Annotated in this window: 22 protein-coding genes; 14 read left to right on the top strand and 8 right to left on the bottom strand. The window is 68.7% G+C overall.

What is annotated here, in order from left to right; genetic code table 11:
- Nucleotides 1-389 precede the first annotated feature (389 nt).
- From mshA to SSQG_RS17750, 3 genes are all read left to right on the top strand, one after another.
- Nucleotides 390-1,727 (top strand): D-inositol-3-phosphate glycosyltransferase, encoded by a 1,338-nt coding sequence (gene mshA / locus SSQG_RS17760; RefSeq protein ID WP_039932995.1) that lies wholly within the window; start codon nt 390-392, stop codon nt 1,725-1,727.
- Entirely contained in the window at nt 1,720-2,229 is a 510-nt protein-coding gene (locus SSQG_RS17755; protein WP_003991186.1) for a YbjN domain-containing protein, read from the top strand. The genes mshA and SSQG_RS17755 overlap by 8 nt, the downstream gene beginning before the upstream one ends.
- 140 nt (nt 2,230-2,369) lie before the next feature.
- Nucleotides 2,370-4,082, top strand: coding sequence for a glycosyl hydrolase family 28-related protein (locus SSQG_RS17750; RefSeq protein WP_003991185.1), 1,713 nt, complete (start codon nt 2,370-2,372; stop codon nt 4,080-4,082).
- Here SSQG_RS17750 and SSQG_RS17745 read toward each other — a convergent pair.
- On the bottom strand, nt 4,061-4,909 hold the full coding sequence (locus SSQG_RS17745) for a helix-turn-helix transcriptional regulator (RefSeq protein ID WP_003991184.1): 849 nt from the start codon (nt 4,907-4,909) through the stop codon (nt 4,061-4,063). The genes SSQG_RS17750 and SSQG_RS17745 overlap by 22 nt on opposite strands.
- Nucleotides 4,910-4,958: 49 nt before the next feature.
- Here SSQG_RS17745 and SSQG_RS17740 point away from each other — a divergent pair, with 49 nt between their 5' ends.
- The 3 genes from SSQG_RS17740 (at nt 4,959) to SSQG_RS17730 (ending at nt 7,267) form a co-directional block, all read left to right on the top strand.
- Entirely contained in the window at nt 4,959-5,396 is a 438-nt protein-coding gene (locus SSQG_RS17740) for a DUF2000 domain-containing protein (protein WP_003991183.1), read from the top strand.
- 90 nt (nt 5,397-5,486) lie between these two features.
- Nucleotides 5,487-6,212: a YqeB family protein gene (locus tag SSQG_RS17735; protein ID WP_003991182.1), complete on the top strand. Its 726-nt coding sequence runs from the start codon at nt 5,487-5,489 to the stop codon at nt 6,210-6,212.
- Between the two features lie 101 nt (nt 6,213-6,313).
- The gene (locus SSQG_RS17730; RefSeq protein WP_039932993.1) at nt 6,314-7,267 is read left to right on the top strand and encodes a hypothetical protein; all 954 of its coding nucleotides are present in this window, start codon (nt 6,314-6,316) and stop codon (nt 7,265-7,267) included.
- A 31-nt stretch (nt 7,268-7,298) separates the two neighbouring features.
- On the opposite strand, the gene SSQG_RS17725 is transcribed toward SSQG_RS17730, so the two are convergent.
- Both SSQG_RS17725 and SSQG_RS17720 read right to left on the bottom strand, forming a co-directional pair.
- Nucleotides 7,299-7,694, bottom strand: coding sequence for a nuclear transport factor 2 family protein (locus tag SSQG_RS17725; protein WP_003991180.1), 396 nt, complete (start codon nt 7,692-7,694; stop codon nt 7,299-7,301).
- Nucleotides 7,695-7,755: 61 nt separating this feature from the next.
- On the bottom strand, nt 7,756-8,367 hold the full coding sequence (locus SSQG_RS17720) for a DinB family protein (RefSeq protein ID WP_003991179.1): 612 nt from the start codon (nt 8,365-8,367) through the stop codon (nt 7,756-7,758).
- Nucleotides 8,368-8,791: 424 nt separating this feature from the next.
- Between SSQG_RS17720 and SSQG_RS41400 the strand changes: the two genes are divergently transcribed.
- The 5 genes from SSQG_RS41400 to SSQG_RS17690 all read left to right on the top strand — a co-directional run bounded on the left by SSQG_RS41400 (nt 8,792) and on the right by SSQG_RS17690 (nt 14,609).
- A complete protein-coding gene (locus tag SSQG_RS41400; protein ID WP_003991178.1) occupies nt 8,792-12,214 on the top strand; it encodes an NACHT domain-containing protein in 3,423 nt (1,140 codons plus the stop codon).
- A gap of 141 nt (nt 12,215-12,355) precedes the next feature.
- Nucleotides 12,356-12,919, top strand: coding sequence for a dihydrofolate reductase family protein (locus SSQG_RS17705; protein ID WP_003991177.1), 564 nt, complete (start codon nt 12,356-12,358; stop codon nt 12,917-12,919).
- Between the two features lie 24 nt (nt 12,920-12,943).
- Entirely contained in the window at nt 12,944-13,681 is a 738-nt protein-coding gene (locus tag SSQG_RS17700; protein WP_003991176.1) for a VOC family protein, read from the top strand.
- Nucleotides 13,682-13,756: 75 nt separating this feature from the next.
- A complete protein-coding gene (locus tag SSQG_RS17695) occupies nt 13,757-14,173 on the top strand; it encodes a hypothetical protein (RefSeq protein ID WP_039932981.1) in 417 nt (138 codons plus the stop codon).
- Nucleotides 14,174-14,333: 160 nt separating this feature from the next.
- Complete coding sequence (locus SSQG_RS17690; RefSeq protein ID WP_039935162.1) at nt 14,334-14,609, top strand: ribosomal protein L7/L12; 276 nt, start codon at nt 14,334-14,336, stop codon at nt 14,607-14,609.
- A 100-nt stretch (nt 14,610-14,709) separates the two neighbouring features.
- Here SSQG_RS17690 and SSQG_RS17685 read toward each other — a convergent pair whose 3' ends face one another.
- Complete coding sequence (locus tag SSQG_RS17685; protein WP_003991174.1) at nt 14,710-15,471, bottom strand: phosphoglyceromutase; 762 nt, start codon at nt 15,469-15,471, stop codon at nt 14,710-14,712.
- Nucleotides 15,472-15,656: 185 nt separating this feature from the next.
- Between SSQG_RS17685 and SSQG_RS17680 the strand changes: the two genes are divergently transcribed.
- Nucleotides 15,657-16,955, top strand: coding sequence for an MDR family MFS transporter (locus SSQG_RS17680; protein WP_244299163.1), 1,299 nt, complete (start codon nt 15,657-15,659; stop codon nt 16,953-16,955).
- 10 nt (nt 16,956-16,965) lie between these two features.
- Here the strand turns inward: SSQG_RS17680 and SSQG_RS17675 are convergent, their stop codons facing one another.
- The 4 genes from SSQG_RS17675 to phoU form a co-directional block, all read right to left on the bottom strand.
- Nucleotides 16,966-17,541 (bottom strand): GNAT family N-acetyltransferase, encoded by a 576-nt coding sequence (locus SSQG_RS17675; RefSeq protein ID WP_003991172.1) that lies wholly within the window; start codon nt 17,539-17,541, stop codon nt 16,966-16,968.
- Between the two features lie 104 nt (nt 17,542-17,645).
- Nucleotides 17,646-17,897, bottom strand: coding sequence for an SCO4226 family nickel-binding protein (locus tag SSQG_RS17670; RefSeq protein WP_003991171.1), 252 nt, complete (start codon nt 17,895-17,897; stop codon nt 17,646-17,648).
- Between the two features lie 149 nt (nt 17,898-18,046).
- Complete coding sequence (locus tag SSQG_RS41835; protein WP_003991170.1) at nt 18,047-18,202, bottom strand: hypothetical protein; 156 nt, start codon at nt 18,200-18,202, stop codon at nt 18,047-18,049.
- A 217-nt stretch (nt 18,203-18,419) separates the two neighbouring features.
- Nucleotides 18,420-19,121 (bottom strand): phosphate signaling complex protein PhoU, encoded by a 702-nt coding sequence (gene phoU, locus SSQG_RS17665; protein WP_003991169.1) that lies wholly within the window; start codon nt 19,119-19,121, stop codon nt 18,420-18,422.
- A 245-nt stretch (nt 19,122-19,366) separates the two neighbouring features.
- Between phoU and SSQG_RS17660 the strand changes: the two genes are divergently transcribed.
- Nucleotides 19,367-20,659: a sensor histidine kinase gene (locus SSQG_RS17660; protein WP_003991168.1), complete on the top strand. Its 1,293-nt coding sequence runs from the start codon at nt 19,367-19,369 to the stop codon at nt 20,657-20,659.
- The gene (locus tag SSQG_RS17655; RefSeq protein ID WP_003991167.1) at nt 20,656-21,336 is read left to right on the top strand and encodes a response regulator transcription factor; all 681 of its coding nucleotides are present in this window, start codon (nt 20,656-20,658) and stop codon (nt 21,334-21,336) included. Before SSQG_RS17660 ends, SSQG_RS17655 begins: the two co-directional genes overlap by 4 nt.
- The last annotated feature ends 104 nt before the right edge of the window (nt 21,337-21,440 follow it).

Below are 21,440 nucleotides of genomic sequence, written 5' to 3'. Positions count from 1 at the left end.
CCCGGCCCCGGCCTCGGTCCCGGCCCCCGGCCTCGGCCCATCGGACTGCTGGGCGGTGCCGGTGCTGTCCGGGCGGGCCGTGTCCTCGGCGAGCCCGACGCGCAGATCGTCGAGCAGGAGCGTGCCGTCGGGCCCGGTTGCCCGGAGTGCGGGAGCCGCCGACCTTTTCATGACCAGGACAACCGGAGTGACCTGGCTTTTCCGGTCGAGTTCACCCGCCCGTCGCGCGCCCCGGGGCATACCCCCACACGTCGAACGGTTGAGCGAGGACCGGTAATGATTCGGTAAAAGTCGCGAACCGGGAAATGGAGCGCCCCCTTCCGGTGTTTCCGCCTCGGAGGGCACGTGCGCCCTGCGAAAGGCATGCCCGGAGCGAGGAGGAACGCCACGTGAGCCAGTACATCGGCAGGCTCGGGCGGCGCTCCGCGTCCGCTCCCGCGCGCCTGAGGCTGCACCGCAAGCCCCGCCGGGTGGCCATGCTCTCCGTGCACACGTCCCCGCTGCACCAGCCGGGCACCGGCGACGCCGGCGGCATGAACGTCTACATCGTGGAGCTCGCGCAGCGCCTCGCCGCGATCAACGTCGAGGTCGAGATCTTCACGCGCGCGACCGCCGCAGCCCTCCCGCCGACCGTCGAACTCGCCCCCGGCGTCCTCGTCCGGCACATCGACGCCGGCCCCTACGAGGGCCTCAACAAGGAGGACCTCCCCGCCCAGCTGTGCGCCTTCACACACGGCGTCATGCAGGCCTGGGCCGGTCACCGCCCCGGCCACTACGACCTGGTCCACTCCCACTACTGGCTCTCCGGCCACGTCGGCTGGCTCGCCGCGCAGCGCTGGGGCGTCCCCCTGGTGCACGCCATGCACACCATGGCCAAGGTCAAGAACGCCAACCTGGCCGACGGCGACACGCCCGAGCCGGCCGCCCGCGTCATCGGCGAGACCCAGATCGTCTCCGCCGCCGACCGGCTCATCGCCAACACCACCGAAGAGGCCGACGAACTCGTCCGGCACTACGCGGCCGAGGCCGACAAGGTCGCCGTGGTCCACCCCGGCGTGAACCTCAGCCGCTTCTCGCCCGCCGACGGCCGCGCCGCCGCCCGGGCCCGTCTCGGCCTGCCCCAGGACGCCCTGATCCCCCTCTTCGCCGGCCGCATCCAGCCCCTGAAGGCCCCCGACGTGCTGCTGCGGGCCGTCGCCGTCCTCCTCGACGAGCGCCCCGACCTGCGCTCCCGCATCCTCGTCCCCGTCGTCGGCGGCCCCAGCGGCAGCGGCCTCGCCAAGCCCGAGGGCCTGCAGAAGCTGGCCGCCCGCCTCGGCATCGCGGACGTCGTACGGTTCCGCCCGCCGGTCGGCCAGGAACAACTCGTCGACTGGTTCCGCGCCGCCTCCGTCCTGGTCATGCCCTCCTACAGCGAGTCCTTCGGCCTGGTCGCCATAGAGGCCCAGGCGGCGGGCACCCCGGTGCTCGCGGCATCGGTCGGCGGCCTGCCGGTCGCCGTCCGCGACGGACACACGGGCTTCCTCGTGCAGGGCCACGACCCGGCCGCGTACGCGCGCGTGCTCGGCCACTTCGCCGACGACCCGCAGCTCGCCCCCCGGCTCGGCGCACAGGCCGCCCGCCACGCCCAGTCCTTCGGCTGGGACACCGCGGCCGCCGCCACCGCGGACGTCTACACGGCCGCGATGCAGGCACACCGCCGTCGCGTACGCTCGCAGCATGGGTGAAACCGATCAGCAACAGCGCGCGGCGCAGGTCGTCGAGGGAGCGCTGAAGGAGGCCGAGCTGGAGTGGGAGAGCCCGGAACCGGGCACCTATGTCGCCCAGCTCCCCGGCACCCGCAAGCTGAAGACGACGGTCTCCCTGATCGTCGGCCGCCACTCCCTCTCGCTGAACGCCTTCGTCATCCGCCACCCCGACGAGAACGAGCAGGGCGTCCACCGCTGGCTCCTGGAGCGCAACCTCAAGCTCTACGGCGTGAGTTACGCCGTCGACCAGCACGGCGACGTCTACGTCACCGGACGCCTCTCCCTGTCCGCCGTCACCGCCGACGAGATCGACCGCCTGCTCGGCCAGGTCCTGGAGGCCTCCGACGGTGCCTTCAACACCCTGCTGGAGCTGGGCTTCGCCTCGGCGATCCGCAAGGAGTACGAGTGGCGGGTGGCGCGCGGTGAATCGACGCGGAACCTGGATGCGTTCAGCCACCTGACCCAGCGGCCCGCAGGCTGACTTCAGGTCCGCACCAAGACGTTTGACCCAACCCCTGCGCACCCTCTTCCCGGCGTAGGGGTCCCATGGCATGCTCACCAACCGACGCAATTCTGAACGTCGTTCACATCCATGACGAGCCGCATGGAGGGCGTACGGACATGGGCAATGCGCATCTCACCAGACGGGCCCTGCTCGGCGGGACCACGGCCGTGGCGCTCGGCGCGATAACGGGAACGACGACCGGCACGGCACAGGCGGCCCCCGTCGAAGGCCCTTCAGTGCCTTCAGCCCTACCCGTCCCTTCAGTGCCTTCAGTTCCTTCCCTCTGGCGCGAGTTCACCGGACACCCCTTCACTCACCCGCAGATCCCCTTCGTCGGCCGGGCCGGTCACCGCGGCGGAACCCGCCGCTTCCCCCGCCGCCCCGTCGTGGCCGACGTCCGTGACTTCGGTGCCGTGGCGAACGGCACGAGCGACTCCGCCCCCGCGATCAACCGCGCCGTCGCCGCCGCCGGAAGGGCCGGCGGCGGCACGGTCACCATCCCGCCCGGCACGTTCCGTATCGACGACGTGATCCGCGTCGGCCACTCGAACGTGGTCCTGCGCGGCGCCGGAAGCGGCCGTACGACACTCCTCGCGACCAAGAACCTCACCGAACTGATCGGCGTCTACGGCTCCCGCTACGGCGGCGACAAGTCCTCCTGGTCCTGGGCGGGCGGTCTGATCTGGCTGGCCCCCGAGGCCCGTTGGGACTCCCTCGTCGCCGCGATCAGGGCGAAGTCCTGGCCGTTCGAGGGCTGGACGGGCAACCGGCGTGACGAGTGGCGCACGCTCACGACGCTCGCCCCGGCACGCCGTGGGTCCTGGACGGTGACGGTCCAGGACCCCTCGGCACTGCGCCCCGGCGCTCTGGTCCTCCTCCGCCTCGCCGACGACGCCGGCCACACGCTGCTGGAGCACATGTCCGGCGGCGGCCCCGGCCCCGAGGCGTACACCTGGGACGACAAGACGAAACTGACCTCGTACGTCCCCTACGAGTGGCCGGTGCGCATCACCCGCGTCCGAGGCCGCCAGGTCACCCTCGAACGCCCCCTCCCGCTCGATGTACGCCCCGAGTGGGACCCCAGACTGACCACCCACGTGAGGGAGTTGACCGGATCGGGCGTGGAGGGACTGACCCTTCAGGCCGTGGAGACCCCGCAGCAGCCGCACCTCCTCGACAAGGGCCACAACGGCGTCGTCTTCCAGTGCGCCTACGACTGCTGGGCCGACGACGTCACCGTCCGCCACGTCGACAACGGCTTCGGCCTGGTGGCCGCCTCCGCCTGCACGCTCCGGCACACGCGCGTGGCGGGCCGAGGAGTCCACCACCCGTACTTCTGCCGCGAGGGCTCGCACGACAACCTGATCGAGGACTTCACGATCGAGGCCCGCACGACCCCCGCCCCCGCCGGCACCCAGCTCCACGGCATCAACGTGGAGGGTCTGTCCTCCCACAACGTCTGGTCCCGCGGCGACATGCGGATGGGCACCTTCGACAGCCACCGCGGCCTGCCCTTCGCCAACGTCCGCACCGACATCACCGTCCACAACGACGGCCGCCACGGCGGCGACGCCAGCGCCGGGCCGCTGTTCGGCGCGCGTTTCACCCACTGGAACATCCGAGTGACCAACGGCCGCGCGGGCATGATCCGCCTCGACGGCCTCGCCCCCCACTCCGCGACCGTGGGCCTCAACGAGGTCACCGAGTTCGACCAGATCGACGTACCGGACTTCACCGGCGACCTGCACTCGCGCCTGGAGCTGTACGGCACGACGGACGCCGTACGGCCGCGCAATCTCCACGACGCTCAGCGCGCGCTGCTGCGATAGCGCCCCGGCGGCACACCCACCAGCTTCCGGAAGTGCCGGGTGAGATGCGACTGGTCGAAGAACCCGGTCGCCACCGCCACGTCCCCCGGCGCGCGCCCCTCCAGGAGCAGCCGCCGGGCGCGCCCCACGCGCAGGGACGTGAGGTACTGGTGCGGGGCGATGCCGTAGGCCGTGCTGAACGCCCGTACGAGATGGGCGGGATGGACGCCGAGCAGCCCGGCGGCCTCCCGCAGCGCGACGCCCTCGACGACCCGCTCGTCGAGGAGCTCCCGCAGCCGCCGCGCCAGGACGGGATCGGCGGGACGGGGCGCGGCACCCTCGGTGCGCAGGTGCCCGCGCAGCCGCTCCCCGACGAGCAGCAGCCTGCTCTCGGCCTCCAGCTCCTCACCGGGCCGCACCAGCGCGCCGTGCAGCTGCCCGACGCGCCGCCGCAGCAGCGGATCGCGCAGATCGGGCCGGTCGACGGCGGCCCCGATGAGCTCGTCCCCGAGATACGTCCCGTCGAGATACAGCACCCGCTTGCGGAAGCCCTCCGGGCTGACCGGGGAGCCGTTGTGCGGCACGTGCGGCGGCAGCAGGGACACGGTGTCGTGCGGGGTGCCGTGCTCATGCCGGTCGAGGTCGTACCGCACGGCGCCGGTGTCGACGATCAGCAGCGTCCAGGCCTCGTGGACGTGCATCGGATACGCGTACTCGGTGAAACGGGCGTGGAAGACCTCGACGACACCGGCGACGGGGGGCCGCCAGGCGGAGACGGTCCGGGAGGACCCGGATGCGGACCCGGACGAGGACCCGGACGAGGGCTCGGAAAGGCGCTCTGCGGCCATGCAAAGAACGTACAAGACCCCGGCGGGGCCTGCCGGGCACGCTCGGATCATGAACACCGCATCACCCCTGGAGCCGATCCGCTTCGACACGAAGATCGCCGTACTGCTGCGTGCGGACCTGGAGCCGTGGCAGCGCCTCAACGTGACGTCGTTCCTGGTCAGCGGCCTCGGAACGCAGATCCCCGAAGTGATCGGCGACCCGTACGAGGACGCGGACGGCGTGCCCTACCTGCCGATGTTCCGCCAGCCGGTCCTCGTCTTCGAGGCCACCAAGGAAACCCTGACCACGGCCCACACCCGCGCCCTGTCCCGCTCCCTGCCCCGCTCGGTCTTCACCTCCGACCTGTTCGGCACGGGCAACGACCGCGACAACCGGGCGGCCGTACGGGCGGTGCCGACGGCGGAGCTGGACCTGGTCGGCCTCGCGGTGTACGGCCCGAAGAACGCGGTCGACAAGGTGGTGAAGGGGGCGCGGATGCACCCGTGAGACGGTGCGCTGCCCTGAGGCGACCAAAGTCGCGGACGTGTAGACCAACGGCTGACGACAGAGCACGCCGTTCCGGCCGAGACTCGCTCCATGGAGGACGCGAGGCACGTGGACATGGGCGAGCGACCCGATCCGCCGACGGGCGGTTCGGCAACGGAGCTGGCCGAATCGGCCTGGGCGATCACCCTCTTCTGCACAGGGGTGGGCGCCGGCATCGGTGCCGCGCTCCCGCTCCTCGCCCGCTGGCTGCTGTCCCTGCCGTGGGCACCGCTGGAGGGCCCGGCCGAACTGCTGACGTCGGTCCCGGAACCCGCCCTCACGCTCGGCACCGTCGCGGTGGGCGCGCTCGGCGGCCTGCTGCTGGGCCTGACCGCCGTGCACGAGTCGCTGTCCGTCCGGGTTTCCGGCACCCACGTGACCCTGACGATCAGGGACAGCGTGCAGGAGTTCGCCCGTGAGGAGATCGCGGCGCTCTCCCGGGACGGCAAGCACCTCGTGGTGCTGGCCCCGGACGGCCTGGAACTGGCCCGGGAGCCTTGCGGTCTGCCCTGGCGCCGCCTCACGGACGCGCTCGCCGAGCACGGCTACGAGTGGGCGGCGGAGGACCCGTACCGCGCCGAGTTCCGCCGCTGGGTCCCCGGCACCCCCGGCCTGCCCGAGGGCGCGGACGCCCTGCTGAGGGCACGCGCACAGGCCCGCAAGCACGAGGGCGACGCCGATGACGCCCGTGAGTTGCGCGGGGAGTTGCTGCGGCTGGGGGTGGTCGTACGGGACGAGGGTGGGCGGCAGTACTGGCGGTCGGTGCGGAGGGGTTGATGTGACGGGTCGATGTGCCCCGCCGGGATCGGTGACTAGACTCCGCGCGGAGGTCTCCCGTGACAAAGGCCCGAATACCTGGATTAATCGCTCCGCTCGCGTTGCTCGTCGCCCTGTCGGTGATCACAGGGTGCGCCGGCCGAGCGCCGGACGCGTCGCCGGACAGAAGCCCGGCCGTATCGGCACCACGTCCCGCCATCCACCTGGGCGAGAGAGACTCACTGGTCCCCGGCGGCCCGCCGCTCCCCTTCCGCGTCTCCGTCGAGGGCCGCCTCACCGACGCGCAGGCGGCCCAACGCGTCCTGGGGCTCTACACCGGTCTGACCCCCGACCGGCTCCAGGTCCGGGAAGACGGCGCGTGGCACGACGTTCCGCTCCAGTGGACCAACGAGCAGGACGACAACGGGGAGTTCGTCGCCGTACTGCCCCTCGCGCACCACGGCAAGGCCCGGAGGGCATTCGATTTCCGGCTGTTCACCGCCGACAGGGAGCGCGGCTCCGGCGAAGGCCCCACCTCCACCGTCGCCGCGCAACTGGCCCGGAAGGGCTGGACACCAAGCGCCCACGCGGCGGCATCGGCACCGCGGCTCCGGCTGCCGATCGACCCCACGCACCTCGCCATCGAGGCACCGGACGTGCTCAGGGCGACGGAGGGCGGCCCACCCGTGGAGTGGAAGGTGCGGGTCCGTAACGCGGCAGGCAAGCTCACCCGCTCCGGCCTGCGCATCGCGATCACCCTCGGCCCCGGCGCGGCCGGCCAGTCAGTCAGCGGCCTGCCCTGGTCGGTGGAGGACCAGGGGGACAGGGGGGACAAGGGCCGCTGGACCGACCTGACCGGCCGAACGCACATCGAGACGGACGAGTTCGCCCTCGCCCCTGGCCAGTCCCGAACCGTCCGCGTCCGCCTGGCGCTGCCACGTGCCGCGCCCGGCTACAGCGAGGTCGGCGCGGTGCTGTCCGCGGCGGTCACGGCCCCTTGGTGGCCGTCCGACCCGGAGGAACCCTCGGGCGTCTCCAGCGGCGCGGAGTCCACGAACGTCCTGGTCGAGCGGTAGGACGTGGTCACCGACCGCAGGCCTCGGCGATCTACAGGCTGTTCTCGTAGAGGTGGTGCCGGGTGATCCGCCCGTCCTCGACGGTGAGCCGCAGGGCGAACGGCCCCTCGAAGGACTTCCCGGTCGCCCGCACGGTCCCCGACAGGTGCCCCGTGAGGACGGCGTCGTTCCCTTCCACGAGAAAGGCGTCGACGGAGGCGCGAGCCTCCTCCGGCACGGTGTGTTCCATCAACTCGTCGAACTGCGCGGCACATTCGGCGGCCGTGGACCGCGGCCGGATCCACGGCACCCCCGGATTCTCGGCGAGCACCCAGTCGACCTCGTCGGCGAAGAGCGCGGTGAGTCCGGCGGTGTCCCCGGCGAGACGGAGCTCGAGGAACTTCTGAACGGTGGCGCGGGTCGCGTCCGAGGTGCTGGTAGGCGTCATGAGGCTGAGCTTGCCGGGGCACTGCGGGCGCGTCGATTACCTCACGGGTAAGGAAGCCCGCTCACTGCCCGACCCGGCCGTCGACCCGCTCCCGCAGGAGGTCGGCGTGGCCGCAGTGGCGTGCGTACTCCGCGATCTGGGCGAGCAGCACGTCACGGAGCTGGAGCCGGCCACCGGGCTCGGGGCCGAGCTCGGAGAAGCCGGTGTTCGTGGCGGCGAGATCGGTGGCCCCGTCCAGGTACCGGTCGGTCCTCTCCACCTCGGTCCGCCACTGCCGCCAGGCCTCGTCCACGACCGCTTGGTCGGCGACCGCGCCGTTCCAGTCCCCGTCGCGATCCTCGTCGGTCCGGTACAGCTTCGGCGCGTCCTCCCCGGCCATCACCCGCCGGAACCGCCGCTCCTCTTCGGTCAGATGCCGCACCAGCCCGAGCAGCGACATCGTCGACGGCGGTACGGACCGCTGAGCCATCTGCCCGGCGTCCAGTCCCGCGCACTTCATCTCCAGCGTGAGCCGAAAATGCCGCAGACAGTCGAGCAACGCCCCGCGCTCGTCGACGACTTCGACATCGGTCTCGCGGGGGTCGTCACCCGGATCCACCCACATGTCGGGGTGGACGCCCGCCCGCGTCCACCGAGTGGGCGCTGCATCACTGGTGTGCTCGTCCGGGGCCATGGGGGCATGGTGGAGGGGGCGGGGAGGCTCCGCCACTGAATTTGGCCCCTCAGCTGATCCCTTCAGCCGATCTGCTCGGCCGGCGCGACGATGAGGCCGCCGGGGACGCGCCGACGTAGCCGCGATGACGGTCTCTCAGCCTCCGCCTGGAAAGCCGCGGACGTCGAGTGCCTGCTGTCGACGCTGAACTGCTCGGCGTGGAGTCCGTGGTCGTGGTTGCCAGCGGCCTCATGTGTGCGTGCCGCTGGATGATCGAGCAGCGTTTCGCCAGGCTGCACGCTTCCGACGACTGAGCCCTGCGACGGCCCCAGGTTGCCCGAGCCGCAGCCCCAAGCGAACCTGGGAGAAACATTCCCCTCGTTTCGGTTACCCCGCAGCCCGCCTTGGTGAGCGGCGCTGTACCTCCGGCCCGCGGGAGGAGCATATGAACGACGCGGATTTCCGGGCACCGAAAAAGCAGCATAGAGAGCCGGGGGCGATCCACCGGACACTCAGGCGAGTAGTAGGCGGCGTTCGTAATTTCCTTGCCGACACACAGGAGCGGGCCAGACGTTCCTACTGGTCCTACCGCGACCGCCACTACGTGCGCAATTGGCCGCAGGTGATTGGTCGCTCGATTTCAGGTGTTCTGATTTTTGTCCTGGCAATGGCGTTCGTCGCCTGGATGGCCTGGGGTATCGTCGAATTGCTCTCTCCAGCCCCAAGAAATCCCGGACCCTTTGAAAAGGGGTGCACAGGGCACCCGCTTGCATGTAGTGGTCTCGCCAGTGGGCTCACAACATTGTTCTTGTTCGCTTTGACTGCCCTTCTCTTCCTCGTGGCGGCCTATTGGCCGGTCAAGCGGAAGTACTTGAAGACGGTCAGGAACAACCCACACGGAGTCGTCCCTACGGCAGGAAGAATATTCGGCGAGGTCGTGGGTCGTGACGCGCTTTGCCACACCATTCTCAAGGAGGTGACCGCCAAGGAGAACCCCCGGCCGCAGCTGATCATGGGAGGCGCCGGCGCGGGGAAGACGGCCGTACTGCTGAAACTGGCAGAGAAACTGGCAAAAGAACGTTACATCCCGGTGCCCATCCGGCTTCGTGAAAAACAAGCACGGGAGACGAAGGACAGGGAGAACCTCGACTTCGAGGCGCTCGGTGAACAGCGTTTCTACGAGATCATCAGGACTCGTTCTCGCATCATGCCCTTCACGGTCGACCCGAAGAAACTCTGGCAGAAGTTGCGCAACAACGGCAGGATCGTTGTGCTGGCTGACGGTCTTGAGGAACTACTGATCAGTGATGGAATCGGGTCCGGGCGTGACATATTGATCCGGGATGCTGTACAGCGTGCGAATGAGCAAAACCTTCCTCTGGTCATCGCATCGAGGCCACATGACCCCATCCGTGGCATCAACGCTTCCCTTATCGACCTGGAGCCTCTGAACGAGGAAGAGGCGCTTGATTACCTCAGATCGAGCCAAGACCACTCCACTGAGGACGAACAGCGACTCAAATATGTAGTGCGGGTGGCAAGAGTAGTCGAATCCCCCCTTTATCTACAGCTCATGAAAGAACTCTGCGACCAGGGTCTGACGAAACATCTCCGCTACAGGGATGCAGACACCGACTTGGACACACGAAGCCACGAAATACTTACCAATCAACGACTTCACCTGCTCAAGACATGGGTGACCGCCGTGAGTGACGGCATGCTGCACCGCCACGTGCAAATCTCCACGGACGTCAGACGCAAAGTCATCGACCAAATATCGCTCCTCGCTTGCATTGGGTTGCAGCGAGACTCCGTGGTCGTAGAATTCAGATATCTTTTCGAGGGACGGCCGGAAACCCATGAACCGCTTGAAGACTGCACAAAGGTAAAGGACAAGCTGAAAAAGCTCCAAAGCGCATCGGGAATCGGCCGTGAGCTGGCAACGACGCTTGGCGCGAAACTGGGCCTGGTGGAGCCCTACGGTGACGGTCTTCGCTTCCCGCACAGCATCATGCAGGCATATCTCGGATCCCGAATGATGCATATTGCGCTGAGTCCCGAATATATACGAGACGCGATGTGGAAGCGGGTGGAAGGAGAAGAACATCTTGACGTCGGCAACGAGTTCCTCCTCGCGCTTTCGATGTATGCCTATAGTCACGGAACTTCGTTCAGCGCCGCTGGAGAAATGCTGGACAGGGAAAAGGAAGACCTGCTTCTGAAACTGGAACCCTGGTACAAGAGGTTGAATTTCGATGAGGGGTTCGATACTTTCGAGAAGGCAATGCGGGGTGCCGACCCGAGTAAGGTGCTCGAGGTGTTTATTCATGCGTTTGAGATAGATAGCGAAATGGGCGGAGCGCGTTTTGCTGGTATCGCGGAGAGGCTGGTTGGCTGGATCAAAAACAAGCAGGGCGAGGAGAAGATCGTCACCGATCAGTGGACTATTGGGCAAGCTAAATTGCGCCTTGCTCGATCACTGGCCACCACCCTTCACAACCTGGAGGACAGTCGGGCCCTGTATAAGGGTATGCCGCAAAGGAACCAAAAGGCAGAGGTGCTGGAGGAAGGTCTGAGAAAAGGGTACGAAGCACTGAATGCGATCGCGGGAACCGACCGTTCACACGGAATCAGGCTTGCCGCGGTGCAGGAATTCGCCGACAGCGGAACAAAGGGCATAAGTACGCTGCGCAATCTTGATGAGCGGCGCGAAGAGGAGAAAGACTCCCCTGGTGAGTGGGAAGAAGTGGCGCGATCGTGGCTTCTCCCCATGCTCTTTGGGAGTGCATCAGTGTGGCACAAGCAGTACACGGGAGATAATTCGCAACACTCGCACAACCTGGAATGGGTCAATGAGGAATTTGAAAGAGTGCTGCATGGGGCAATGGGCGGCGCGAGCCCAGAAGGTGAAGGAGGGTGCCTGGTAAAACAGGTTGCTTTGGCGCAAGGATTCAAATATGCAGCCAATCGGCGTCGCCAGCACCGACATAATACGCCGGAATGTGAAAGCTATCTGATCAGTCGGGCCAATTCATTGCTGCGCCGGACGGACTTCTGGTTCACTCAACTCACTCTCATCCAGGCGCTGTGCCTTTGGCATATGCCTGATGCGGACAGCGAGCATCCGGAGCCAGAGCGGCTGACCTACTCACAGGCGCGGTCCAAGGTGAACGCTTGGCTCGACACCGCGGGCACCGAGGCTCGTTCGCCACTGGCGGTAACCAACGGACGGAGGGTGCATCATCCGTTCGTGACTGCCGGTGCCGACATGGCAGTACTCGCTCTTGAGCATCACGCGCCGGAACGGTTCCTGTGGATAGACGAGTTCGGCGTCGTGTCGAGAGTGGGCTCCGAGTCCAGGCACCTTGACCGGATGAACACTATTGATCACCTGTGGGTTCCGCCCTCAGCGGGTTGGAGCCTGCTCGACCCGCGAGCACGGAAGCTTGTGGCCGACGTGCTGCTCCTGCTCAACCTGGCCGACCGAGGGGACCCGCCTTCCTCGAAGGACTTCGAAACGCGCCTCAAACAGACCGGGGGCACCGACCTGCCCTCGTGCCTCCGCGGCGACCGAGGGTGGCTCGACCCCTGCCGTCCCGGTTCGACAGAGAAGTTGACCCTGGGGCGCGAGAATTGTGCCTCAGGCTGTCCGGTACAACTCTGCCCCTATCCGCCTAAGTCCGACAATATTCATCAATCCGAGATGAGTGAGGCCTTCTGTCGAAAGCAGCGTGAACTCGTTGCGAAGCATAGGTTCCTCAACTTCCGGCAGACCATGTGGTGGCAAGGAGCCTCGCTGCCGAACATGAGGAGTTTCTGGGAATCCATGGAGGACCGAGCCCAGGGCCGCCGGCCCCGCAGTCAGTAGCCGCGCCCGCACGCTCGCCGGGCTGCGAGGCCGCCACAGCGGGCATAAAGGTATGCAGCGTCCCTGGGGCAGTCGCTGCCGGAACCTCACTTCGCGCCTCGGCGGCCGTACGGTCGAACCCGTCACCGAGGAGGTCTTCCGATGCGCAGCGTGACCTATTCGATGGGCATGTCACTCGACGGCTACATCGTCGGGCCGGACGGCCGCTTCGACTGGACGGTGCCCGACGAGGAGGTCTTCCGCTTCTGGATCGACGATATTCGTCAGGTCGGCGTCCACCTGATGGGACGACGGTTGTACGAGACGATGCTGTACTGGGAGACCGCCGACCAGGATCCATCGCTCGACGACTCAGGGCACGAGTGGGCCGCGCTCTGGAACCCGCTCCCGAAGGTGGTGTTCTCCACCACGCTGTCGGAGGTGCAGGGCAACGCCCGACTGGTCTCCGGCGGTCTGGTGGAGGAGATCGAGCGGTTGCGAGCCGAGCCGGGGGAGGGCGAGATCGCGATCGGTGGCGCGACGCTCGCCGCCGAGGCGGCCGCTTCGGACCTTATCGACGAGTACCGGGTCATGGTCCACCCGGTGCTGGTCGGCGGCGGCATCCCGTTCTTTCCCCAGCACGAGCGCCGGGTGGATCTCGACCTCGTCGAGACCCGCACCTTCGGCTCGAAAGTCGTCTACCTGCGCTATCGAGTGGCGCGCTGAGGGTCGTTCCTTAGAGTACGCAGCATGACGCTGCAACTAGTTCAGGTGAACTTCAAGGCCCGGGACGACTCGGCGCTCGGTCACTTCTGGGCGGAGGTGCTCGGCTGGGGTGTTTCCAGTGAAGGCCCTGGAGTCACCAACCTGGAGCCTGTGGGCTTCGACTGGCCGGACCCGTCCGCCGTCTGCATCGATCTCGTCCGCGTCCCGGACCCGGAGACGGTGAAGTGCCGCGTGCACCTCGAGCTCGCGACCACCTCCGACGCCCATCGGGCGGAGCTGGTAGCACGCCTGAAAGACCTCGGGGCGACGACCGTCGACGTGGGCCAGGGCGACGTGCCGGGGACGATGTTGGCCGACCCGGAGGGCAACGTGTTCAGCGTTCTGGAGCCCCGAGAGCTCTACCGGGACACCGGCCCCATAGCCGCCGTGGTCGTCGACTGCGCCGACCCACGCGCCATGGTCCGGTTCTGGGGCGAGGCGATCGACTGGACCGTCCATGAACTGACCGACGACCGCGCCCTGCTGCGCTCCGTCAAGGGCGTCGGGCCGTACCTGGAGTTTCGCCGCACGCCGGATGACAAGGTCGTACGGAGCCGCATCCATCTCGACGTCATGTCCAACCCTGTGGAGGACCAGGCGAAGGAGGTCGCCCGGCTCGTAGCTCTCGGCGCGACACGGGCCGACGTGGGTCAGGGCGACGTCTCCTGGGTGGTCCTGGCCGACCCGGAGGGCAACGAGTTCTGCGTCCTCGGCCGCGGCTGACATGGCTCAAGTACTCGGACAGAGCTGAGTACTTGAGCTCTGTCCGGTGGTTGGGTGAGCCGAAACGCTGGGGATATGCGCCGAGGACTACTGAAACCCCTACCCCAGTTGTTGCCGATCCTCGTGTTGGCCGGGGTGTCGGCAGCGATGTGGGCTGCCTGGCTGGGCTGGGACCAGCATCGTGACGTGCAGCCTGATGGTTCGACGACCGGCCCGTACGAGGCGTGGCAGGTGATCGGGCTGGTGCTGACCCTGCTCGTACCGGTGTGCTGGGCGGCATCCCGGCGCCACATCGCAGGTGCAGTGCTCGGCACCACGGTGGGCCTGACCGTCGCCGCCTTCTACGACTGGTCGGACGACGCCAGCGGCCTTTTCGTGGTCGGCGTGGTGCTGGTCATGTCGGGGACTCTGGGCGTGACCGCCCTCGTTTCCGTCGTGACCGCCTCCGTGAAACGAGACGGACGACCCCGTCCGGGAGGAAACCCGTCCTGAGCCGGCCCTGCGGCCTCCGCTGACCAAGTGGCTGATCTTCGGTGCTCTTGGAGGCCCGGGGAGAACAAGGCCGTGGCCTCCCTCTTCGAAGCAGCCAAGCCGACGCGACACGACGGTCGAGGGCTCGTACGCTCTGAGGAGGAGAGGTGCGGGAGTGGCGATGGCAGACGAGTACGTCTTGTCGGTGTGCGACGACGTGCCCCATGACGTGGTGCTCACTGAGACCGGCGTCCGTGTGCAGGACGTCGTTCAGGTCGTTCGTCGGTTGACGGGGCTGAGCCTCTGGCGCAGCAAGGTCCTTGCAACAGAGGTCCCAGCCGTGATCCTCGTCGGCGTGCCTCAGGAAGACGCTGAGGAAGCCGTCACGGCCCTGCATGAGGCGGGAGCACAAGCAGAAGCGAGGCAACAGCCGGAGCCGGGCTTCCCCGGGAACTGAGCACGGCCCGACCAAGCAGCTGACGGCCCACGGACGGCCCCCCAGCAACAAGGCCCCTGCCAGCGGAGAAACCGCAGGTAGGGGCCTTGAACAGTGCTGCTTACTTCTTCTTGCCCTGGTTCTTGACCGCCTCAATAGCCGCCTTGGCCGCCTCGGGGTCGAGGTACGTGCCGCCCGGGTTCTGGGGCTTGAAGTCGGCGTCGAGTTCGTAGGACAGCGGGATGCCCGTCGGGATGTTGAGGCCCGCGATGTCCGCGTCGGAGATGCCGTCCAGGTGCTTGACCAGGGCGCGCAGCGAGTTGCCGTGGGCGGCGACCAGGACCGTCTTGCCTGTCAGCAGGTCCGGGACGATCGCGTCGAACCAGTACGGGAGCATGCGGACGACGACGTCCTTGAGGCACTCCGTGCGCGGGCGCAGCTCCGGCGGGAGGGTCGCGTAGCGCGGGTCGGAGAACTGGGAGTACTCGGCGTCGACGTCCAGCGGCGGCGGCGGGGTGTCGTAGGACCGGCGCCACAGCATGAACTGCTCCTCGCCGAACTCGGCGAGCGTCTGGGCCTTGTCCTTGCCCTGCAGGGCGCCGTAGTGGCGCTCGTTCAGGCGCCAGGAGCGGTGGACCGGGATCCAGTGGCGGTCCGCGGCCTCGAGGGCCAGCTGGGCCGTGCGGATCGCGCGCTTCTGGAGGGACGTGTGGACCACGTCGGGGAGAAGGTCGGCGTCCTTCAGGAGCTCGCCACCGCGGACTGCCTCCTTCTCGCCCTTCTCGTTGAGGTTCACGTCCACCCAGCCGGTGAACAGGTTCTTCGCGTTCCACTCGCTCTCGCCGTGGCGGAGGAGGATCAGCTTGTACGGTGCGTCGGCCATGCCCCAGAGCGTAATCCACGCATTCGCCCGTTCGCGTGGCTGCCCGGCAGGCGGACGTTTGACGGGTTCTGCTAATTGAGTGGCCGCTGTCAATCGGCCACTTGTAACTTGTGGTCGCCGGGTGCGCCACTTACATCCAGCGTTCTCGTGACTCGTTCACGTCCTGTGCCGCTCTGGGGGAGTCCATGCCGTCCATGCCGTATGCGTACGCCCTGCGCGCCAGACATGCCGTCCGGGAGACGGTCTCCGGACTTCCCCGCGCGTTCTGGTGGCTGTGGACCAGCACCCTCGTCAACCGGCTCGGCGCCTTCGTCGCCACCTTCATGGCGCTGTACCTGACGCTCGACCGCGGCTACTCCGCCTCGTACGCCGGTCTGGTCGCCGCGCTGCACGGGCTCGGCGGTGTCGTGTCCTCGCTGGGCGGCGGGGTGATGACCGACCGGCTGGGCCGGCGGCCGACCCTGCTGATCGCACAGGCGTCGACCGCGGTGTCCGTCGCGCTCCTCGGGTTCGTGCGCGACCCGGTCGCGATCGCCGGTGTGGCCTTCCTCGTGGGCGCGGCGAGCAACGCGTCCCGGCCGGCCGTGCAGGCGATGATGGCGGACATCGTGCGGCCGGAGGACCGTATCCGGGCCTTCTCCCTCAATTACTGGGCCCTGAACCTGGGCTTCGCGATCTCCTCCATGGCGGCCGGGTTCATCGCCGAGTCCAGCTATCTCGCCGGGTTCCTGATCGAGGCGGCGATGACGATGGTCTGCGCGATCGTCGTCTTCCTGAAGCTGCCGGAGTCCAAGCCCGCCGAGACGGCGAACACGGCGGCCCGGGACGACTCCGTCGGCCTCGGCACCGTCCTGCGCGACGGGCGCTTCATGAGCGTCGTCGGGCTGTCCTTCCTCGTCGCGCTGATCTTCCAGCAGGGGTCGGTGGGGCTGCCGGTGGCGATGGGCGACGCCGGGTTCACGCCGGCCGAGTACGGCATGGCGATCGCCGTCAACGGCGTACTGATCGTGGTCCTCCAGATCCCGGTCACGCGGTTCATCGAGCACCGGGATCCACGGCGACTGCTCGTCATCTCCTCGCTGCTCGCCGGGTACGGCTTCGGGCTCACCGCCTTCGCCGGGTCGGTCGGCGTCATCGCCCTCACGGTGTGCGTGTGGACGCTGGCGGAGATCGTCAACGCGCCGACGCAGACGGGGCTGGTCGTCCGGCTCTCCCCGCTGCACGGCCGCGGGCGCTACCAGGGCATGTACACCATGTCGTGGTCCGTCGCCGGCCTCGTCGCCCCCCTGTTGTCCGGGTTCGTCATCGACCGGTTCGGGGCGGAGTGGCTCTGGGGGCTGTGCGCGGTGGTGGGGACGGTGGCCGGGCTGGGGTACGGGGTGCTGATGCGCCGGCTGGACGAGCGGCCGCAGGAGGAGAAGGGGGCGGCGGTGGCCGGGCCCGGGTCAGGGGCGCGGTCGCAGCCGGAGGTCGGTGCCGGGTGAGCCGGAGGGCTCACATCGGCAGGGAGAACAACCGCACCGGCCCGGGAGGCCAGGCCGCGTCGTCGCGCAGGGGCGTCACCATGGTCCGCAGCGGCATGGTCACCAAGCGGGATCCGGGCTGTTCGACCCGTACGTCCGTGTCCAGCGGATGCCATCCCAGGCGCTGGTAGAGCGGCAGGAGCGGAGGGCGGCAGAACAGGAGCGCGTGCCGGGGACCCATCGTGCGCGCGTGGTCGAGGGCCGCCCCGAGCACGAGACGTGCCAGGCCCCGGCCTCGCTGGTCAGGTGCTACGGCCACGCCACCGACGCCGGCCACCTCTGTCTCCACGTCGCCGATCGCGATCGGAAGCCGGAGCAGACCGGCATGCGCCACGAGCCGGCCGCCCTGGTCGCCGTGTCCGTGTCCGTGTCTGATGCCGAAGTGCTCGTCCTTGGGCAGGAAGGTGAGGCCGGTGTCGGCGACGCCGAAGGGATCGTCGCCGTCGCCGAGGATCTCGGCCTGGTCGGCCTTCGTGTAATGGGGGAGGCGTACGGCGGTCGGTGCCGCGAGGGGCGGGTTCGTCGCGGAGGACTCGTTCGCAGGCATACCCGCATCATGATCTCGCCGGCGAGGGCCGCCAAGTGCCTACTCGGCCGACCCTCGCGACGTCGACGGCCCGCCCGCGCCACGTCACGGGCGGCGTCCTCGGCTCACTGCACCGTCAGCGGCACCGGGTGAATCTCGTCCGCCTTGTGCCCCGCCCGCTCGTGAATGCGCTGGACCGCCTCCGCCGAGGGGGCCTCCGAGAGGCAGTAGACGCGGCCGGACTCCGGGTCCGCCCAGGCCATCTCGAAGTGGACCTGCTCGTCCTTCTCTATGGCGAGGTCCGCGTTGTGGGCCTCGCGCAGTTTCTCTTCGGTGATGCCCTTCATGCTGTGGTGGACATCCATGTACTTGGCCATGGCCCGCGGCTCCTTCCGTGAGAACCCTCGCGTTCCATGTTCCGCCCGTACGCGCACGTCGGCGACCCCGCAATAGGGGCCCACACAGCCGTAGGGCCCCGGCCGGGAAAGCCGGAGCCCCACAGGGTCGTACGAACGAGGTGCAGGCGTCAGCCGCACTGGCAGGGACTGCCCGACTGGCACCCGCAGCCACAGCCCGAGCCGCAGCCGCACGCGGCGATCAGGGTCAGGTTCCTGATCTCGGCGGGCTGCTCGGTCGGGCGCTCCTGCGCGGGGTCGGGCGTGGTGCTGGGGGAATCGGCCATGGGTTCCTCCTCCGAGGCTGGTGCCTGTGCCCATTGGACGCCCGTAGTGCTGGGCGCATCAACGGCGCACGGAGGCGTCCGCGCGCCTCAGCCGAAGTCCACCGCATCCGCCGAGTCGCACCCGGCCGCTCAGCCGAATCCGCCGAGTCCCACCCGGCCGCTCAGCCGAATCCGCCGCGTCGCACCCGGCCGCTCAGCCGAGTCCCACCCGGCCCGCTCAGGCGCTGTCCGCCCCCGTCACGGCCTGGATCTCCGGCTGCACGTCCGCCTGGATCTCGTCGGCGTGCTCGCCCGTCACCAGGTACACCACCCGCTTGGCGACCGAGACCGCGTGGTCGGCGAAGCGCTCGTAGTAGCGGCCCAGCAGCGTCACGTCCACGGCCGTCTCGATGCCGTGCTTCCAGCGGTCGTCCATCAGGTGCTGGAAGAGCGTGCGGTGCAGCAGGTCCATCTCGTCGTCGTCCTGCTCCAGCTGGAGCGCCAGGTCGACGTCCTTGGTGATGATCACCTCGGCGGCCTTCGCCATCAGGCGCTGGGCGAGCTGGCCCATCTCCAGGATGGTGGCGTGCAGGTCGCTCGGGACCGCGCGGTCCGGGTAGCGCAGGCGCGCGAGCTTCGCCACGTGCTGGGCGAGGTCGCCGGAGCGCTCCAGGTCGGCAGACATGCGCAGCGACGTGACGACGATCCGCAGGTCCGTCGCCACCGGCTGCTGCCGGGCCAGCAGGGCTATGGCCCGGGCCTCCAGGTCGTGCTGGAGCTCGTCGACCCTCTGGTCGGCCTCGATGACGTTCTCGGCCAGCTTCAGGTCGGAGTCGAGGATGGCGGTCGTGGCGCGCCCGATCGCCGACCCGACCAGCCGGGCCATTTCCACCAGACTGTCGCTGATCGAGTCCAGTTCCTCGTGGTACGCGTCCCGCATCAGGCTTCCCTCTCGTGCGTCTACTTCGGGGGTCCGGGGGGCCGGGCCCACCGGACAACCGGCGGTACGACCGTCGTATCACCAACGGTCCGCACCCCACGCTCCCACGATCCGACCCGTACGCGTCCGTTTCCGTCACCCCAAATGAACCGGTACTGGCTCCAAGGTGAACTCTGGGCGACGAGTGTTCGAGCTCGCACTCCGACGGCTGTGGCCCGCGCCCGAGCCATGCCTAACCTGGGTGCATGGACGTGAACGCGGCGGTCGCCGCAGCGGCTGCGATCGCCGGGGTACTCACCGGTGTCATCGCCATGCTGGCGTTCCGCTGGAGCGAGCGCGAGCAGAAGCGCCCCACACGTACCTCCCTGCACACGGACGCCGTGCTTCCACCGGGCGTGGACACCGTCCTGTCGGTCCTCAGGTCGTCCGCCGTCGTCCTCGACGAGGCGGACGCGGTGGTCAAGGCCAGCTCGGCGGCGTACGCCCTCGGCCTGGTCCGCGGCGGCAAGCTGGCCGTCGAGCCGATGCTGCAGATGGCCCGGGACACCCGGCGCGACGGGGAGATACGACAGGTCGAGCTGGACCTGCCGCGGCGCGGTACCGGACGCGGGGACGCGCTGGCCGTCTCCGCGCGGGTCGCGCCGCTCGGCTCCCGGCTGGTGCTGCTGCTCGTGGAGGACCTGACCGAGGCCCGCCGTATCGAGGCGGTCCGGCGCGACTTCGTCGCGAACGTGAGCCATGAGCTGAAGACGCCCGTCGGTGCCCTCTCGCTGCTCTCCGAGGCCGTCATGGACGCCTCCGACGACCCCGAGGCCGTGCAGCGGTTCGCCGGGCGCATGCAGATCGAGGCCACCCGGCTGACCAGCCTCGTGCAGGAGCTCATCGACCTGTCGCGGGTGCAGAACGACGACCCGCTGGAGGACGCCGAGCCGGTCCGCGTCGACGAACTCGTCGCCGAGGCCATCGACCGCTGCCGGCACCAGGCCGGCACCAAACAGATCACCATGGCCGCGGGCGGCACCGCCGACCTGCACGTGTGGGGAAACCGCGGCCAGCTCGCCGCCGCCCTCGGCAACCTCGTCGAGAACGCGGTCAACTACTCGCCCGCCCGCACCCGCGTCGGCATAGCGGCCCGCAGGGTGAACGCGCCCGGCGGGGAACACATCGAGATCGCCGTCACCGACCAGGGCATCGGCATCTCCGACAGGGACAAGGAGCGCATCTTCGAGCGCTTCTACCGCGTCGACCCGGCCCGCTCCCGTGCCACCGGCGGTACGGGACTGGGGCTGGCGATCGTGAAGCACGTGGCCGCCTCGCACGGCGGGGAGGTCACGGTGTGGAGCGCCGAGAACCAGGGCTCCACCTTCACGCTGCGGCTGCCGGAGGCCGGTGTGGCCCGCGACCGCGCACATCAGCAGTCCGCCCGAGAAGAACGCGCGCCAGGCGCGGGCCTCGACGAAGAGGCCGGGCGGTCCACCCCAACATCCCCCGATTCATCCGCGTACGAAACGCTTCCCGCCCCGGAGGTCCTTCCGTGACCCGAGTGCTCGTCGTCGAGGACGAGGAGTCCTTCTCCGACGCCCTGTCGTACATGCTCCGCAAGGAGGGCTTCGAGGTCGCCGTCGCGACCACCGGGCCCGACGGACTCGACGAGTTCGAGCGCAACGGCGCCGACCTCGTCCTTCTCGACCTGATGCTGCCCGGCCTGCCGGGCACCGAGGTGTGCCGCCAGCTGCGCGGCCGTTCCAACGTCCCGGTCATCATGGTGACCGCCAAGGACAGTGAGATCGACAAGGTGGTCGGCCTGGAGATAGGGGCCGACGACTACGTCACCAAGCCGTTCTCCTCGCGCGAGCTGGTGGCCCGTATCCGGGCCGTGCTGCGCCGCCGCGGTGAGCCGGAGGAGGTGACTCCGGCGGCGCTGGAGGCCGGTCCGGTCCGTATGGACGTCGACCGGCACGTGGTGACCGTCGGCGGCACCAAGATCGACCTGCCGCTGAAGGAGTTCGATCTGCTGGAGATGCTGCTGCGCAACGCCGGCCGGGTGCTGACCCGGATGCAGCTCATCGACCGCGTTTGGGGTGCCGACTACGTCGGTGACACCAAGACCCTGGACGTCCACGTCAAGCGCCTGCGCGCCAAGGTCGAGCCGGACCCGGGTGCCCCGCGCTACCTGGTGACGGTCCGCGGTCTGGGCTACAAGTTCGAGCCGTAGGCCGGCCAGGGCTACGCGTTCGAGCCGTAGACCGGCCTGGGCTGCATGTTCGAGCCGCAGACCGGCCCGCGGGGCGAGAACCGGACACCGGACAACAGAAGGGC

It is taken from the genome of Streptomyces viridochromogenes DSM 40736 (genome assembly GCF_000158955.1).
GTDB classification, from domain to species: Bacteria; Actinomycetota; Actinomycetes; order Streptomycetales; family Streptomycetaceae; genus Streptomyces; species Streptomyces venetus.
This window is presented reverse-complemented; position numbering and strand designations above follow the sequence as displayed.

Coding starts and splice junctions, on each gene's coding strand:
- SSQG_RS41835 (WP_003991170.1), bottom strand. CDS start 18,202: ATGGCCGATTCCCCCAGCACCACGCCCGACCCCGCGCAGGAGCGCCCG.
- SSQG_RS17750 (WP_003991185.1), top strand. CDS start 2,370: ATGGGCAATGCGCATCTCACCAGACGGGCCCTGCTCGGCGGGACCACG.
- SSQG_RS17700 (WP_003991176.1), top strand. CDS start 12,944: ATGACGCTGCAACTAGTTCAGGTGAACTTCAAGGCCCGGGACGACTCG.
- SSQG_RS17660 (WP_003991168.1), top strand. CDS start 19,367: ATGGACGTGAACGCGGCGGTCGCCGCAGCGGCTGCGATCGCCGGGGTA.
- SSQG_RS17690 (WP_039935162.1), top strand. CDS start 14,334: ATGGCAGACGAGTACGTCTTGTCGGTGTGCGACGACGTGCCCCATGAC.
- SSQG_RS17740 (WP_003991183.1), top strand. CDS start 4,959: ATGAACACCGCATCACCCCTGGAGCCGATCCGCTTCGACACGAAGATC.
- SSQG_RS17705 (WP_003991177.1), top strand. CDS start 12,356: ATGCGCAGCGTGACCTATTCGATGGGCATGTCACTCGACGGCTACATC.
- phoU (WP_003991169.1), bottom strand. CDS start 19,121: ATGCGGGACGCGTACCACGAGGAACTGGACTCGATCAGCGACAGTCTG.
- SSQG_RS17680 (WP_244299163.1), top strand. CDS start 15,657: ATGCCGTCCATGCCGTATGCGTACGCCCTGCGCGCCAGACATGCCGTC.
- SSQG_RS17675 (WP_003991172.1), bottom strand. CDS start 17,541: ATGCCTGCGAACGAGTCCTCCGCGACGAACCCGCCCCTCGCGGCACCG.
- SSQG_RS17735 (WP_003991182.1), top strand. CDS start 5,487: ATGGAGGACGCGAGGCACGTGGACATGGGCGAGCGACCCGATCCGCCG.
- SSQG_RS17725 (WP_003991180.1), bottom strand. CDS start 7,694: ATGACGCCTACCAGCACCTCGGACGCGACCCGCGCCACCGTTCAGAAG.
- SSQG_RS17695 (WP_039932981.1), top strand. CDS start 13,757: ATGCGCCGAGGACTACTGAAACCCCTACCCCAGTTGTTGCCGATCCTC.
- SSQG_RS17720 (WP_003991179.1), bottom strand. CDS start 8,367: ATGGCCCCGGACGAGCACACCAGTGATGCAGCGCCCACTCGGTGGACG.
- SSQG_RS17670 (WP_003991171.1), bottom strand. CDS start 17,897: ATGGCCAAGTACATGGATGTCCACCACAGCATGAAGGGCATCACCGAA.
- SSQG_RS17755 (WP_003991186.1), top strand. CDS start 1,720: ATGGGTGAAACCGATCAGCAACAGCGCGCGGCGCAGGTCGTCGAGGGA.
- SSQG_RS17745 (WP_003991184.1), bottom strand. CDS start 4,909: ATGGCCGCAGAGCGCCTTTCCGAGCCCTCGTCCGGGTCCTCGTCCGGG.
- SSQG_RS17685 (WP_003991174.1), bottom strand. CDS start 15,471: ATGGCCGACGCACCGTACAAGCTGATCCTCCTCCGCCACGGCGAGAGC.
- SSQG_RS41400 (WP_003991178.1), top strand. CDS start 8,792: ATGAACGACGCGGATTTCCGGGCACCGAAAAAGCAGCATAGAGAGCCG.